This is a genomic window from Mycobacterium sp. (genome assembly GCF_052143115.1).
GTDB lineage: Bacteria > Actinomycetota > Actinomycetes > Mycobacteriales > Mycobacteriaceae > Mycobacterium.
This window is the reverse complement of the sequence record NZ_JBKQTQ010000199.1, coordinates 1-14,975: the sequence shown is the minus strand read 5'-3', so window position 1 is coordinate 14,975 and position 14,975 is coordinate 1. Positions and strand designations below refer to the sequence as shown.

Here is a 14,975-nt window from a genome sequence, read left to right as displayed (position 1 = left end):
TCCACTACACGGATGTGGGGGATGATTTCAGGATGAGCCGCCTCACCGTGATCGCCACCGGTGGGACGATCGCCACTACCACTGACGCCGAGGGGGTGCGACGGCCGACGCGCGGCGGCGCGCAGTTGACCGCCGGCCTGAACGTCGACGTCGTCGACGTGATGTCCCTCGACAGCTCGCAGCTGGCTCCGGCCGACTGGGATGTGATCGGCGCGGCCGCCCGGGCCGCGGCCAATGGCGGCGCCGAGGGCGTGGTCGTGACGCACGGCACCGACACCCTCGAGGAGACCGCGCTGTGGCTGGATATCACCTACGCGGGCGATGTTCCGGTGGTGCTTACCGGCGCAATGCGCAGCGCCGACGCGCCCGACGCCGACGGGCCGGCAAATCTGCGCGACGCGCTGTCGGTGGCGTCGGATCCCGCTGCTCGCGACCTCGGTGTGCTGGTGTGCTTTGCCGGTCGGGTGCTAGGGCCGTTGGGTCTTCGCAAGGTGGCAACCCAGGACGGCTTCGCTGGCCAGCTGCTGGGCACCGTCGACGATGGCGTGGTGCTGAACCGGCCCAAGCAACGCGCATTCCTCGGCGAGCTGAGCGCGGCGACAGCCCCGCGGGTCGACATCGTCGCGGCCTACCCGGGGAGTGACGCCGTAACAATGGATGCGTGTGTGGCCGCCGGTGCCCGCGGCATCGTGCTGGAATCGCTGGGTGCGGGCAATGCCGGGGCCGCGGTCGTCGACGGAGTACGGCGGCACTGCAGCGACGGAGTGCTGGTAGCGGTGTCCACCCGGGTCCCGGGTGGACGCGTCACCCCCGATTACGGCCCGGGCCGTGACCTCGCCGACGCGGGCGCGGTGATGATGTCGCGGTTGCCGCCGAGTCAGGCCCGGGTGATGGTCATGGCGGCGTTGGCGGCGCAGCTACCGCTGCGCGACGTCGTCGACCGTCTGCGCTGAGGTGTTCTCGGTCATTGCGGCGACGTAGTCGGGCCAGTCGAGGCTGTCGACCGGATTCGCCGACACGATTTCGCCGGTGTCGGATTGACCAGAAGAAAACGTTCGGGCCGGGCCCGGTCCGGAGCTACGGGTTTCGAACCGCACCGTGACCACGCCATGGCCGGCGCCTTGCACCCAGCCGTGCCCCAGGTCGCGGTGTGTCACGTCGTCACCCACCCGCCACGGCGAGGGTTCCGGATCCGGGCCGAACATGGCCGCGGTTACCGTCTCGACGGAATGCTCTGACTCCGGCTCCGACAGCTCCAAGTCGGGAAACAGCGACTCCTGTCGCACGTCGCTCAAACCCGAGAATCCCACGCCCAGAAGCCGAATCGGCCCGATCTCCTGGGGATCAAGCAGCAACCGCCGGGCCATCGCGGTCAGCGCGGCGGCCTCGGTCGTCGCATAGGGCAGCGTCGCCGAGCGCGTCAGCGTGCTCATGTCGGATTTCTTCAGCTTCACCGTGACGGTGCGGGCGCCGCGGCCGTCGCGCAGCAGACGTTGATGAGCGTGCTCGGCGATCGGGTCGATCGCCTCGCGTAACTGCTCCAAGCTTGTCAGGTCAACCGCGAAGGTGGATTCGGCGCTGATCTGCTTGGCTTCGGCTCGCTCGGCAACCGGGCGGTCGTCGACCCCGCGGGCCAGCCGGTGCAGCGCGGGCCCGATCGTCGCACCTAGGATGCTGGCCACCTCGGCTTCGCTCAGTGCGGCCAACTGCCCGATAGTGTCGATGCCCAGCCGATGCAGCTTCTCCTCGGCCACCGGCCCGATGCCCCAGAGTCTGCGCACCGGAAGGCCGCCCAGCAGCGGTTTCTCGTCGGCACGCCCGACCACCCGGACGCCGTCGGGTTTGGCCATACCCGATGCGATCTTGGCGATCTGCTTGCCCGAGCCGGCGCCGACCGAGGCGACCAGGCCGGTCTCGTCGCGCACCCGTCGCCGCAGGTTCTCGCAGAAATCCTCGACCTCGGTCGCAGATGCGCCGACCAGTTCGGGCGGCTCCCCGAACGCCTCATCGAAGGAGAGCTGTTCGACGACCGGGACCACCGCGCGCACGGTGTCGAAGACCCGGCGGCTGGCGACTCCGTAGACCACGCCACGCGGCGGCAGCACCACCGCCGTCACGCCGATCAATCGGCGTGCCTGGTGCATCGGCATGGCCGAGCGGGCGCCGAACACCCGGGATTCGTAGCTCGCGCCGGCCACCACGCCCCTGCCGCCCAGCCCGCCGACCAGCACCGGGCGGCCCCGCAACGTGGGCCGGGTGAGCTGCTCGACGGACGCGAAGAACGCGTCCATGTCGAGGTGCAGCACCCAACGCGAGTCCACAATCTTCGATGCTATTGCGCTAGCGTCTGATTCCATGGCGATGAACTTGTGCCACCGGCTGTGCTGCAGCTCGAACCGCTACTTCAAGGCTGTCGAGGACGGGCTGTTGCCGTGGGTCCTCGGCGACGTCGACTTGGGCGAGAACGTGCTGGAGATCGGGCCAGGCTACGGCGCCAACGTCCGGGTGCTGATCGACAAAGCCCCGCACTACACCGCCGTCGAAATCGACCCGACCATGGCGGATCGGCTGGAGGCCAGGTACGGCGACCGGGCCCGGATCATCAACGGCGACGGCACCGACAGCGGCCTGCCGTCAGATGAGTTCAGCTCGGTGGTGTGTTTCACGATGCTGCATCATGTTCCGACGCCTGCGCTGCAGGACCAGTTGTTCGCCGAGGTGTTTCGGGTGTTGCGGCCCGGCGGCGTATTCGCCGGCAGCGACAGCGCGGCGTCGACCCTGTTCCGCATGCTGCATTTTCGCGACACCTGCAACCCCGTTCAGCCGGAGACGCTGCCGGACCGGTTGCGCGCAGCGGGGTTTGCCGACGTGCATGTCGACGGCAATGGGCGCAGACTGCGCTGGCGCGCGGTGAAGGCCGGATAATGGCCGACGAAACGGGCAACGCTCCGTCGCCGCTCAATCATGAGGATCATCCCACCGCGGGACGATGGTCGGAGCTGCGTCGGGAATGGCTGCAACGACTCGAATCCGACGAACGGTCGGCCGTGCTGGCTTGGGCGGCATTCACCGTCACGTTCGCGGGACTCAGGGCGCTCACCCACTGGATCCACGCCGGTCACGGCCCAGAGGGTGGCGGTATCAAGCTGGGCAGTAGGCATTTTCACCACTACAACCTCGGAATCGCATTGCTGGCGACTGTGGGCGCGGTGGGCCTGCGCGGATCGGAAAAACAACGGCGCCACCCTGTCGCGGCCGTCGCTTTCGGAGCGGCGAACGCGATGATCGCCGACGAGTTGGCGCTGCTGCTCGATCTTGAGGACGTCTACTGGAAGGCCGAGGGTCGCGAAAGCGTCGACTTCGCGATCGGTCTCATCGCCGCCGGCGGCACAATCGTCGCCGGCATGCCGTTCTGGCCACACGCACGCCGCGCCCTGCGGAACCTCTAGCCGCGGCTACTAAGTCTTCGCGATCGCCACTCGCACGCCGTCGCCGATCTGCACACCATCGGCCGGCTCGCCGAATTCGAAACTGGTGGCCAGGATTTCCCCGGCGATTAGATGGCGATGAGTTTCGGCCCAGTCGGCCCGTTGCGACGGCACCGACATCACCACACTGATCCGGTCGGAGACTTCCAGCCCGGTCGATTTGCGCAGCTCCTGCAGTTCGCGGATGCGGTCCTTGGCCCAGCCTTCGGCTTCGAGCTCGGGCGTCACGATGGCGTCCAGCACCACCAGTCCGGCCCCGCCCGGCAGCGGGGCAGTGTATTCGGGGTCGGCGGCCACCAGCCGGGAGCTGTACTCGTCGGGTTGCAGCAGCGCCGGACCCGCGGTCAGCGTGCCGTCAGAGTTGACGACACCTTCGCCGGCCTTGATCGCCTTGATCGCCGCCTGCACATCCTTGCCAAGCCGCGGCCCGGCGACCCGGGCGTTCACCGTCAGCTCGAAACGACCGTAGGTGTCGATGTCCTCGGTGAGTTCGACCTTCTTGACGTTGAGCTCGTCGGCGATCAGATCGGTGAACGGCTCCAGTCGCTGCGGATTGTCCACGGCCACGGTGAGTTTCTGCAGCGGCAGCCGCACCCGCAGCTTCTTGGCTTTACGCAACGACGACGCGACCGAGCACACCTCGCGCACCTGATCCATCGCCGCGACCAGCCCCGCGTCCGCCGGCAGCACCTCGGCCTCCGGCCAATCGCTCAGGTGCACCGAACGCTCGGCGGTGACACCGCGCCAGATGATCTCGGTGGTCAGCGGCAGCAGCGGTGCGGCCAGTCTGGCGGTCACTTCGAGCACGGTGTGCAATGTGTCGATCGCATCGGGGTCCTCTTCCCAGAACCGCGAGCGGGAGCGTCGCACATACCAATTCGTCAGCGCCTCGGTGAACTGCCGCAGCTGCTCGCATGCCCCGGAGATGTCGCAGACATCCAGCCCGGCTGTCAGGTCGTCGCGCAGCACCGCCAGCTTGGCCAGGATGTAACGGTCCAGCACATGCGCTGAATTGGTGCGCCAGGTGCCGACTTTCGGCGCGTAGAGGGCTAAGAAGCTGTAGGCATTCCAGAACGGCAACAGCACCTGTCGCACCCCCTCGCGGATACCCTGTTCGGTGACGATCAGGTTCCCGCCGCGAAGGATTGGTGAGGCCATCAAGAACCAGCGCATGGCGTCGGAGCCGTCGCGGTCGAACACCTCGCTGACGTCGGGATAGTTGCGCAGCGATTTGCTCATTTTCTGCCCGTCGCTGCCCAGCACGATCCCATGCGCCACGCAGGTTTTGAACGCCGGCCGGTCGAACAACGCGGTGGCCAGCACGTGCAGCGTGTAGAACCAGCCGCGGGTCTGCCCGATGTACTCCACGATGAAGTCGCCCGGGTAATGGGTCTCGAACCAGCCCCGGTTCTCGAACGGGTAGTGCACCTGCGCGTACGGCATGGACCCGGAATCGAACCACACGTCGAAGACATCGGCGATGCGCCGCATCGTCGAGCGCCCGCTGGGGTCGTCGGGGTTGGGCCGGGTGAGCTCGTCGATATACGGCCGGTGCAAGTTGTCGGGACGCACACCGAAGTCGCGCTCCAACTCATCGAGACTGCCGTAGACGTCGATCCGCGGATAGCTCGGGTCATCGGAGAGCCAGACCGGAATCGGGGTGCCCCAGTAGCGGTTTCGCGAGATCGACCAGTCGCGGGCACCCTGCAACCACTTGCCGAACTGACCGTCTTTGACGTGGTCCGGGTACCAGGTGATCTGCTGGTTGAGTTCGACCATGCGGTCCCGGAATTCGCTGACTTTGACGAACCAGGATGACACCGCGCGATAGATCAGCGGATTTCGGCAGCGCCAGCAGTGCGGATAGGGGTGCTCATAGGTTTCATGGCGGATCAGCACCGCACCGTTGGCCGCTGCCGGGCCGCTGTGGTCTTTCAGGTCAGGGATGATCTGCGAGTTCGCCTCGAAGACGTGCTGACCCTGGTAATCGGGGACCGTGGCGTCGAAACGGCCCTTGGCGTCGACGGGCGTCACCGGCACGATGCCGGCCTTGTCGGCGGTCTCCTTGTCGTCCTCGCCGTAGGCCGGCGCCAGGTGCACGATCCCGGTGCCGTCCTCGGTGGTCACGAACTCGGCGGCGAGCACCTGAAAAGCGTTGGGCGAGTCCATAAAATACGGGAAAGGCGGCAGGTACCGCATGCCCACCAGATCGCTGCCCCGGTAGCTGCCCAGCACCTCCGGTTCATCGCCCAATTCTCGTGAATAGGCGGCCAGCCGAGCCTCGGCCAGCACTACGCGCTGCTCGCCCGCCCGAACCTGCACGTAGGTGACGTCGGGGTTGACGGCGACGGCCTGGTTCGACGGCAGGGTCCACGGTGTCGTCGTCCACACCAGCAGGTGCGCACCGGCCAGTTCGCCGTCCGGCACTGCGAATCCGACGGTGATCGCCGGGTCTTGCCGACTCTGGTAGACGTCGTCATCCATCCGCAGCTCGTGATTGGACAACGGGGTTTCGTCACGCCAGCAGTACGGCAACACCCGATAGCCCTCGTACGCTAAGCCCTTGTCCCACAGCTGTTTGAACGCCCAGATCACCGATTCCATGTAGGACAGATCCAGCGTCTTGTAGTCGTTGTCGAAGTCCACCCATCGGGCCTGGCGGGTGACGTAGGCTTGCCATTCGTCGGTGTAGCGCAACACCGATTCGCGGCAGGCTTCGTTGAACGCGGCGATGCCCATCGCGTCGATCTGGGATTTGTCGGTGATCCCGAGCTGTCGCTCGACCTCAAGCTCTGCAGGAAGCCCGTGGGTGTCCCAGCCGAAGCGACGTTCCACCTTATAACCGCGCATGGTGCGATACCGCGGCACAATGTCTTTGACGTAGCCGGTGAGCAGATGCCCGTAGTGCGGTAGGCCGTTGGCGAACGGCGGTCCGTCGTAGAACACGTACTCCGGAGCGTCGGCACGCCGCGCGATGCTGGCCCGGAACGTGTCGTCACTCGTCCAGTGCTCGAGGACCTCGAGTTCCAGTGCCGGCAAGTCGGGTGCGCCGCCGGCCAGCTTGGGGTAGGCGTTATCGGTCACTGCGCGCGTCGTCTCCCTGTTGCCACAGTGCCGGGTAGGCACCATGTGCCACTGCTAGGCCCGGGGACGACGTTGCGCCGGTGCGCAAGCGCCGCGGTACCACCCCGCTTGCCACGCCTGGGCGTGGCCGCTCGTTGAAGGCTGTGACGGGCCCTACCCGTTCGGGTCTACTGAGCCGGCGTCAATACCGAAGCCGGCTGTTCTTCCGAAGGCTCCCCGGTGATCACCGGATCGACGCCGCTCCAGCCGATTCTACGGGCCGCCGCAACTCAACATCAGTCCAGCGCGGCCCTGGCCTCAGCGAGATTGTCCGCGCCAAGCACCAAACGGGTGTTGGTGGCGAGATAGGCGGTTTCCAGGTTGATTTTCGCGGCGCCGAGTTTGTGGACGACTTCGCCGAGCGCACCGGGACGGTCCTTGATGTCGAGGACGATGACCTCTTGCTCCTCGGCGATTTTGATTCCGGCACCTTCCAGCGCTTCAAATGCCGAGGTGGCATCCTGCACCAGAATGTGCACCTCCGCCTGCCCTCCTCCGCTGGTCAGGGCGCACAGACCGGCGATGTTGACGCCTGCCTTGCCCAGCACGTCGCCGATCAGGGCCAGCTCGCCGGGTTCGTCGTCGAGATAAAGCGTCAGATCGGTCGCCATGACGCGCTCCCTTCGCACCAGGTCTGAGCGGATCGTATGTCAACGCTACTGCTTAAGCCGATGTCGGAACACCGGCTTCCCGGCGGCACGCTGGGTGAAGATCCACGAAACTCGGCGGCTTTCCTACACTGCGGCTGTGGCGTTCGACGCGGCATTTGCTCGCGACCTGGTTCTGCCGCTGGCCGAGGCGGCGTACCAGGTGATGGGCGGCGGCTCGGCCACCCTGCCATCCGGTTACGTCCAGACCAGTGTGATCCAAGCTGACGCCGCGCTACTCACCGCGATGACGAGCCCCCATCCCGCAGTGGCTGCGATGACCAAAAACACCGACATATTCGGGTTGATGGGCCATAACCGAACGACTCGCACCGCGTTTGTGTCATTTCGCGGCACTTCCGGCGTCGAGGACTGGCTGGCGGACCTCGACGCCATCCCCGACGCCTACCTCCCGGTGAGTGGATTCGGACAGGTGCATGCCGGCTTTCAGGACGCCTACGAACTCGTCCAGAAGAACATCGCCGCGAACTTAGCCGCCGCGACCGCCGGCTGCGATCAGATCCTGATCACCGGGCACAGCCTCGGTGCGGCGCTGGCCGTACTCGCGGCGCCGGACGTCTTCCGGAGCATGCCGCCGAACACAATCGAACCCCGGCTGATCACCTTTGCCGGCCCGCGGGTCGGATTGATCGACTTCGTCGATGCGTTCAACGCCGCCATCGAAAGCTGTTTTCGGGTGGTGAACTTTCTCGACGTCGTGCCATACGTACCCCCGGCGCCCTATGTGCACGTTGGCGCCCAAATCACCGTCGATAGCGGCGGGCCGGTGCAGATCGGATGGCGACACGGCCTGATCGCCTACCAGAACGGGCTCTCGGCTCTCATCGCCGCCCAGAAATAACGGCGCTCCCGGCACCGAGGGGCAAATCACCTCAGGTGCCGGGAGCGCCAACCTTCTCATCTTCGTCCGGCCTTGTCGGGCCTTTGCAGGCCGGCATCGTCGCCGGACCCTTTAGCTGCCAACCTCCAAGACGCCCGCGCGCCACAGCGCGGCGTAGAGCTGGCGCAACGGAATGCAGAGCAACCGAGCGGCTCCGACGACCAACGGGTCGCCGCCGACCAGCTGTTGTTCGGGCCGCTTGGAGGTCCGCTTGGGCGCCGGCACTGCCATCGGCGTTGGGGCAGGCACTGCCCTGAGCCGGCGTGCGGGCGTCGCCGTCACCACTTCGTCGTACAGTACAGCGGTCATGGTCGCCTCCTAAGCGGAAAGTCAAACGGGCATAACGGGATTCGATGTCCGTCCGAAACGGCGTCCGATGAGGCGACGTGCTGCTTAGGCCACAGAAGGCTCAGCTGCGAGCGGCGCGCGGGAGACCGGATCGGGACGACACAGAGCCCGGATATCGATCCGGACTAGAACTGGAACTCATTCGTCCCTCACCTCCTCGCGGTCGCGCCACGTGCGGATTACCGCACGAATTCACACGCAAGCAGGAGCAGAGGAAACCCGATGATCTCGGGAAAACCGCACCCCACTCGTCAGAGCTTCGGCACTACACGCCGTATCCGGGAACTCCGGAAGCCACTTGGGCTCAACCCTTAAGCCGGGAGGAGCTGTCCTGACCCTGGGCGTCTCTCGACGTTCGGGGTCAGTGGCCTGTATCCGTGTAGAGGCCTCACCTAACGAGGTGCCTACCCCGTCGATGATGCACGAACATTCCGCCCGGGTCAATTCGCCACACCTGAAAACTTACTGAGCGGTGCTAGGGGCCCTGACCAGCCGTTATGAGTTCGTAATCGTCCAGGACCGGCCGTGCCATGGCCTTCTCGAAACGGGTGAAACTCCACGGCCACGCCGCCGGAACACCGCGATCGTCGAGGTACCAGCTGCGGCAGCCGGTCACCCAGACGGTCTTCTTGGCGGCCTCCACGCGGTCGGCCTCAAAGCGAGCGGCGGCGTCTCGGGTGGCGCTGATCTGCCGACATCGGCCGTCGCTCAGCAGGTCGATGAGCTGCATCAGGTAACCAAATTGCGCCTCGGCCGCGTCGATCAACGAGAAGTTGCCAACCGGTCCGTTGGGCCCGTTGAGCATGAACAGGTTGGGGAAGTCCGGCACCGACACCGACAGGTACGCGAACGGCCGCTCCCTCCACACCTCGTCTAGCCGCACGCCGCCGCGGCCGATCACGTCGATCGGGCGCAGGAAGCGATCGACTCGAAATCCGGTCGCAAGCACCAGCACGTCGAGCCCGTGCAACCGACCGTCGACGGTGCGCACCCGGTCCGCCTCGACACGCGCGATCGCCTCGGTCACCAGGTGGGCGTTAGGCCGCTGGATGGCGTCATAGAAGTTCGGCGAGATGATCAACCGCTTGCACCCGGCGCGATAGTCGGGCCGCAACTTCTCCCGCAGCTCCCGGTCGGCCACGCTGTCCTCGAGGTTGGCGCAGGCCAGCTTTTGCAGCGTCTTCAGCGGAGCCGAGTCGGCGTCGACGACCGCGTTGGCGAAGGTCTGCACGAAGCTGGTGTTCAGTTCGGCGCGCAGCGTGGTCATCGCCGCCGGGTCGGAGCGATAGCGGGCCCGGTCCGCGTCGTCGATCGGCGGATTGCCCACCGGCAAGATCCACTGCGGGGTCCGCTGGAACAGGTGTAATTCCCCGACTAGGTCGCTCACTGCGCCGGTCACTTGCACCGCCGACGAGCCGGTGCCGATCACGCCGAGCCGAGCATCGGCCAGCGGCACGGTGTGATCCCAACGGGCGCTGTGGAACACGGGGCCGGCGAAGTCGTCGAGCCCTTCGATGTCTGGGTAGCGCGGGTGGTGTAGGACGCCGGTGGCGGCGATGACGACGTCAGCATCGTCACGCTCGCCGGTGGATGTCTCGATGCGCCAACGATTTCCGTCGTGTTCGAGGCGGAGCACCTCGGTGCTGTAGCGGATCAACCCGTCGACGCCGTAACGAGTGGCGACGCTTTCGAAGTAGGCGAGGATTTCCGGACCGGGCGCGAACGCGTGGCTCCACTCCGGGTTCGGGGCGAAGGTGTAGGTGTACAGGTGCGACGGCACATCGCAGGCGATGCCCGGATAGGTGTTCTCGCGCCAGGTGCCGCCGAGCCGGTCGGCCTTCTCGTACACCGTGACGTCGGTGAAACCGGCCTCACGGAGCTTGATGGCGCTCAGCACCCCGGCCATTCCCGCGCCGATCACGACGAAACGCATGTCACCCTTCGCGGGGTCGGAGCCCGTTAAAGGCCAGCGTGACAACGAAATCGGCAGCCTCGGCTGCACTGACGCCGTCGTCGGTGGACAGTCGTCGGTGCGCCAGCTGACCGATCAGCGCCGCCAGGGTGTAGGCCACCATCCGGGGCGGGGCAACGACCACTTCGCCGCGATTCTGGGCAGCGACGACGACGTTTTCGATATCGTCGATGAACCGCTCGTAGATGCCGCCGAGGAGTTTTTCGAACCGGTCGCCCAGCGCGTAAGCGTCGCGGAAAAGCAGCTTGACGGTGGCCTTGTCGGCTTCGAAGAACTCGAACGTCACCTGCACCGCGGTGCGGAACGGCGCCTCGCCGTCACTGTCCTGGCGCGCACCGACAGCGGCCGCGACGTGGGTGCGCAGGGCATACTCCTCGACGGCCATCAACGCGTGGAACAAGTCGTCCTTCGAGTCGAAATACCAGTAGATCGACCCGTAGGCCAGCCCCGCTTCCTTGGCGATGTCCGCGATCGTCGTGGCATGAAAGCCTTTGCGGGCAAAGACTTTTTTGGCCGCGGCCATGATCTCGTCACGCCGCCGCGACTTGTCCTCTTCGCTGACCGCAGGCCGCCTGCGTGTGCGGGTGTCGGTGCTCACCGATCCACCAACTCGTCGAGACGCCCGACGACATCGATGAACTCGGAAACCATGTCCAGCACCACCGAGGCGGCCGGCTGCACCTTGTTCAGCGAACCCACGACCTGCCCGACGAAGTAGGTGGCCAGCTCGCGGGCCTTGGAGTCCGGCTGGGCGGCAGCCCGGTTGATGCGCAATTGCGGGTCGCCGATCAGCGCGCTTTGCAGCGGCATCCCGAGCGGGTCGGGACTGCCGGCCCGCTCCCACTCTTCCGTCCACGCGGTGCGCAGCATGCGAGCGGGCTTTCCGGTCAACGATCGCGAGCGCACGGTGTCCGACGAGGTGGCGACCAGGAACTTGTCTTTCACGACGGGGAGCGTCTCGGCTTCCTCGGTGGTCAGCCATACCGAGCCGCACCACACGCCTTCGGCGCCCAGGGCCAACGCCGCGGCGATCTGACGGCCGCGGGCGATCCCGCCCGCGGCCAGCACCGGCACCGGAGCCACCGCATCGACTACCTCGGGGACCAGCACCATCGTCGCCACTTCGCCGGTGTGCCCGCCGGCCTCGGTGCCCTGGGCGACGATCAGGTCGACCCCGGCTGCGGCGTGCCGCCGCCCGTGCTGCGTGGTTCCAGCCAGCGCCGCCACCACCACGTCGTTGTCATGCGCGCGGGTGACCAAGTCGGGCGGCGGCGGGCCCAGCGCGCTGGCGATCAGCCGGATGTCGTGGGCGAAGGCGACGTCAAGCAGCGGTTCGTAGCCCTTCGGCGAGATGTTGAGCTCGCCGGGCGGCAGACGCTCCTCGTCAGCAGGCACCGAGATGCCGTAGCGGACCAGCAGGTCGTCGACGAATGCCCGGTGCTCCTCGGGCAGCAGCTCCCGCGCCTGCTTGGTATCGATCCCGCCCTGCTCGACGCCGACGTACTTGTGCGGCAGCAGCAGATCAACGCCATACGGCTTGCCGCCGGTTTGCTCCTCGATCCAGGTCAGCTCCGTTTCCAGACGCTCCGGGCTGTGCGCGACGGCGCCGAGGATGCCGAACCCGCCGGCATTGGAGACTGCGGCCACCACGTCCCGGCAGTGACTGAAGGCGCAGATCGGGAACTCCACGCCGAGCATTTCGGCGACCCTTGTTCGCATTGCCCGAACGCTATGAGCTACTGATTGACGTGTCAATCGTTATTTGTTGCGTGTTATTGCCTCGGCGGTTGGCCGTCCGGCGGCCAGCTTGCTACCCCGTCTTCCAGCGGGACCTGCAGGCTGTGCAGGATCGACGCGACCATTCGCCACGCGCCGATCGCGGTGACAAGCTCGACCAGCACTGCGGGGTCAGCGCCGAATTCGCGCTGACACGCCGCCCAGCTTTCGGCGCTCACCGCGCCGTCGCGCACCACGTCGTCGGTGGCAGCCAACACTGCCCGCTCGGCGGGTCCGAATGCCTGATATCCCTGCCAATCGCGCACACCGAGCAAGTCATCGGCGCTGACCCCGAGACCCTGCGCAACCCGCCAATGCTGGGTCCATTCGTAATCGGAGGAGGTGAGCCAACCGATGCGCATGATCGCCAGCTCGCGTAGCCGCGCGTCCAACGTTCCGCGCCACAGCATGGTGGCGAGTAGGTCGTTGAGGGCGCAAGCCAGCTTGGGATGGTTCAACAGCACCTGGAAGATGGCGAGCTCGGCCATGTAACCAGGCACGCCGGCTTCATCGGCGGCGGCCTTGGCCTCATCGACCGGCAGCAGGGGTATGCGGGCCTCTCTCATGGGTTCGGTCATCTGAACTCCTTCGACGGGAAACCCGGGCATTTATGCCGGGGAGGAAAGCCGATCCCGACATACGTTGGCGCGCGATCCCCATTGGTGTCAGTGGCGTTGGCTAGATTGCGGGTGTGTCGCGGTTCCGGTTGTTGCCGACGCCCGCTCAGCAGGTGGCGTTGTTGGAGCATTGCGGGCATGCGCGGTTCGTCTGGAACCTGGCCGTGGAGCAACAGCAGTTTTGGCAGCCTGGCCGCCGCGCCCCTAGTTACAACGAGCAGTCGGCGCAGTTGACTGAGATCCGCGCCAAATACCGTTGGTTGGCGGCCGGGTCGCAGACGGTGCAGCAGCAAGCGCTGAGGGATTTCGCACAGGCCATGCGGAACTTCTTCGCCGGCACCCATCGGCGCCCGTCGTGGCGCAAGGCCGGCGTGCATGAGGGCTTCCGGCAGGTCGGGGTGAAGCCGCGCCATGTCGAAAAGCTCAACAGGCGCTACGGGCGGGTATGGGTGCCGAAGGTCGGGTGGATCCGCTTCCGATGGACCCGGGCCGTGCCAGAGGACATCAAGTCCTACCGCATCACTCGGGACCGGGCAGGTCGCTGGCACGTCGCGTTCGCGCACATCCCCGACCCGACCCCGGGACCAGCGGATGGCAGCGTGGTCGGGGTCGATCGCGGGGTGGCAGTGTCGGCGGCACTGTCCACCGGGGAGTTGCTGCACACCCCTGGCCTCACACCTGGTGAACGGATCCGGCTGCGCCGGTTGCAGCAGCGCCTCGCACGAGCCGAGCGCGGCTCCGACCGTCGACAGCGGACTAAACTGGCGATCGCGAGAATCAAAGCGCGCGAAGCGAACCGGCGACGCGACTGGGTGGAAAAGACGACGACCGATCTTGCGCGCCGGTTTGACACTATTCGAGTGGAGAAACTCGACGTGCGGGCGATGACACACTCCGCGCGCGGCACCGTTGACCGACCCGGCGTTCGGGTGGCGCAGAAACGGGGACTCAGCCGTGCGATCGGTCGTCAAGCGTGGGGCGCCCTCGTTGCCCGGCTTGACCACAAGGCCGCGGGCCGAATCGAACGGGTCCCGGCCGCGTACACGTCGCAACGATGCTCCGCCTGCGGGCACGTCGCACCCGAAAACCGCAAGAGCCAAGCGGTTTTCTCGTGCGTCGCCTGCCAGGCGGGGCCGTGTAACGCCGACGTGAACGCTGCACGCAACATCGCCGCCGGACGGGCGGTACCAGCGCAGGGAGACCTCGCCGCAGGGCGGTCTGTGAACTGTGAACCTCAACTCAGCTCTCCTGCTGCCTAAGTAGGTAGACCGGGTCGGAATCCCCGGACGTAAAGTCCGGCGAGGACGTCAAGGTGTGAGCACTCCGTGAACTGGCGGGACATCGTCGCGCTCGCCGGCCATGGTGGCGAGCAGGTCTTCTGCATCGTCGAGGCCCACGCAGCCCCGCGGCAGGCTCGCGAACGGGTAACGGCCGGACGCCAGCAGATCCAGCGCCGCCCGGTACGCGGTGACGTCTACGCCGAATGCCCCCAGCACGCGTAGCTCCTTGACCGCGATCACGTCGGGGCTGAACCCGGGAGCGCTACTGCCGAAACCTCGGGTGCCGGCGACCACGACGGCCCCGGCCGGGCGGGCCAGCGCGATCGCCTGCGCAAACGCCGCCGGCGCCCGAGCGGTGACGTCGACGACGACATCGGCCAATGCGCCGGTGGCCTTCGTCAACTCGACGACCGGATCGTCGGAGCTCACGTCGACCGCGAGGTCAGCGCCGAACCTCGACGCCAGCGCCAACCGGTCGGCATCGCGAGCGCCCAAGCCGGTCACCATCACGAACCCGGCGCCGGCCTCTTTAGCCGCCGCGGCGGCGCACAGCCCGCCCCACAGGCCGTGCCGCGCGCAGCGCCGATACTCCCCTGCCCGGCAGGCCGGACAGGCCCGGCAGGACTGGAACACCTCGACGGCCACCCGGTCGCCGGCGGCCACACCCCGACGCTGTGCCGCTCGGGGCCGATGGCGTCGATGGTCCCGACGGTCTCGTGACCGGGAACGAACGCGAACCCGCCCGCGAGCTCGCCGGTGAACTGCTCATGGTCGGTCCCGCACAGTCCGCAGGCCGCCACCCGCACCAGCGCATCGTCGTCGC

Annotated in this window: 13 protein-coding genes, 1 pseudogene and 1 riboswitch; of the genes and pseudogenes, 5 read left to right on the top strand and 9 right to left on the bottom strand. The window is 66.8% G+C overall.

Annotation, left to right across the window (positions count from 1 at the left end; genetic code table 11):
• Nucleotides 1-32: 32 nt before the first annotated feature.
• Nucleotides 33-953: an asparaginase gene (locus ACLQI9_RS20970; protein WP_442392110.1), complete on the top strand. Its 921-nt coding sequence runs from the start codon at nt 33-35 to the stop codon at nt 951-953.
• On the opposite strand, the gene ACLQI9_RS20965 is transcribed toward ACLQI9_RS20970, so the two are convergent.
• On the bottom strand, nt 918-2,321 hold the full coding sequence (locus ACLQI9_RS20965; protein WP_442392109.1) for a DNA polymerase IV: 1,404 nt from the start codon (nt 2,319-2,321) through the stop codon (nt 918-920). The genes ACLQI9_RS20970 and ACLQI9_RS20965 overlap by 36 nt on opposite strands.
• Nucleotides 2,322-2,355: 34 nt before the next feature.
• Here ACLQI9_RS20965 and ACLQI9_RS20960 point away from each other — a divergent pair, with 34 nt between their 5' ends.
• Together ACLQI9_RS20960 and ACLQI9_RS20955 are read left to right on the top strand one after the other, a co-directional pair.
• Complete coding sequence (locus ACLQI9_RS20960) at nt 2,356-2,925, top strand: class I SAM-dependent methyltransferase (RefSeq protein ID WP_442392108.1); 570 nt, start codon at nt 2,356-2,358, stop codon at nt 2,923-2,925.
• Complete coding sequence (locus ACLQI9_RS20955; RefSeq protein WP_442392107.1) at nt 2,925-3,449, top strand: hypothetical protein; 525 nt, start codon at nt 2,925-2,927, stop codon at nt 3,447-3,449. Before ACLQI9_RS20960 ends, ACLQI9_RS20955 begins: the two co-directional genes overlap by 1 nt.
• A 9-nt stretch (nt 3,450-3,458) precedes the next feature.
• On the opposite strand, the gene ileS is transcribed toward ACLQI9_RS20955, so the two are convergent.
• Nucleotides 3,459-6,572 (bottom strand): isoleucine--tRNA ligase, encoded by a 3,114-nt coding sequence (gene ileS, locus ACLQI9_RS20950; RefSeq protein WP_442392106.1) that lies wholly within the window; start codon nt 6,570-6,572, stop codon nt 3,459-3,461.
• A gap of 275 nt (nt 6,573-6,847) precedes the next feature.
• The gene (locus ACLQI9_RS20945; protein WP_325675540.1) at nt 6,848-7,222 is read right to left on the bottom strand and encodes an amino acid-binding protein; all 375 of its coding nucleotides are present in this window, start codon (nt 7,220-7,222) and stop codon (nt 6,848-6,850) included.
• Nucleotides 7,223-7,358: 136 nt separating this feature from the next.
• Between ACLQI9_RS20945 and ACLQI9_RS20940 the strand changes: the two genes are divergently transcribed.
• On the top strand, nt 7,359-8,120 hold the full coding sequence (locus tag ACLQI9_RS20940) for a lipase family protein (protein ID WP_442392105.1): 762 nt from the start codon (nt 7,359-7,361) through the stop codon (nt 8,118-8,120).
• 111 nt (nt 8,121-8,231) lie between these two features.
• On the opposite strand, the gene ACLQI9_RS20935 is transcribed toward ACLQI9_RS20940, so the two are convergent.
• The 5 genes from ACLQI9_RS20935 to ACLQI9_RS20915 all read right to left on the bottom strand — a co-directional run bounded on the left by ACLQI9_RS20935 (nt 8,232) and on the right by ACLQI9_RS20915 (nt 12,821).
• Nucleotides 8,232-8,468 (bottom strand): Rv1535 family protein, encoded by a 237-nt coding sequence (locus ACLQI9_RS20935; RefSeq protein ID WP_442392104.1) that lies wholly within the window; start codon nt 8,466-8,468, stop codon nt 8,232-8,234.
• A 275-nt stretch (nt 8,469-8,743) separates the two neighbouring features.
• Nucleotides 8,744-8,914: riboswitch (M-box (ykoK) riboswitch) on the bottom strand.
• Between the two features lie 68 nt (nt 8,915-8,982).
• The gene (locus tag ACLQI9_RS20930) at nt 8,983-10,440 is read right to left on the bottom strand and encodes a flavin-containing monooxygenase (RefSeq protein ID WP_442392103.1); all 1,458 of its coding nucleotides are present in this window, start codon (nt 10,438-10,440) and stop codon (nt 8,983-8,985) included.
• A gap of 1 nt (nt 10,441) precedes the next feature.
• Nucleotides 10,442-11,077, bottom strand: a complete 636-nt coding sequence (locus ACLQI9_RS20925) for a TetR/AcrR family transcriptional regulator (RefSeq protein WP_442389429.1) — start codon at nt 11,075-11,077, stop codon at nt 10,442-10,444.
• Nucleotides 11,074-12,198 (bottom strand): NAD(P)H-dependent flavin oxidoreductase, encoded by a 1,125-nt coding sequence (locus ACLQI9_RS20920; protein ID WP_442389431.1) that lies wholly within the window; start codon nt 12,196-12,198, stop codon nt 11,074-11,076. The genes ACLQI9_RS20925 and ACLQI9_RS20920 overlap by 4 nt, the downstream gene beginning before the upstream one ends.
• Before the next feature lie 53 nt (nt 12,199-12,251).
• Nucleotides 12,252-12,821 (bottom strand): carboxymuconolactone decarboxylase family protein, encoded by a 570-nt coding sequence (locus tag ACLQI9_RS20915; RefSeq protein ID WP_442383821.1) that lies wholly within the window; start codon nt 12,819-12,821, stop codon nt 12,252-12,254.
• Nucleotides 12,822-12,946: 125 nt separating this feature from the next.
• Between ACLQI9_RS20915 and ACLQI9_RS20910 the strand changes: the two genes are divergently transcribed.
• Complete coding sequence (locus ACLQI9_RS20910; protein ID WP_442383817.1) at nt 12,947-14,131, top strand: RNA-guided endonuclease InsQ/TnpB family protein; 1,185 nt, start codon at nt 12,947-12,949, stop codon at nt 14,129-14,131.
• Between the two features lie 48 nt (nt 14,132-14,179).
• On the opposite strand, the pseudogene ACLQI9_RS20905 reads toward ACLQI9_RS20910, so the two are convergent.
• A pseudogene (locus tag ACLQI9_RS20905) lies at nt 14,180-14,975 on the bottom strand (zinc-binding dehydrogenase); the annotation flags it as partial.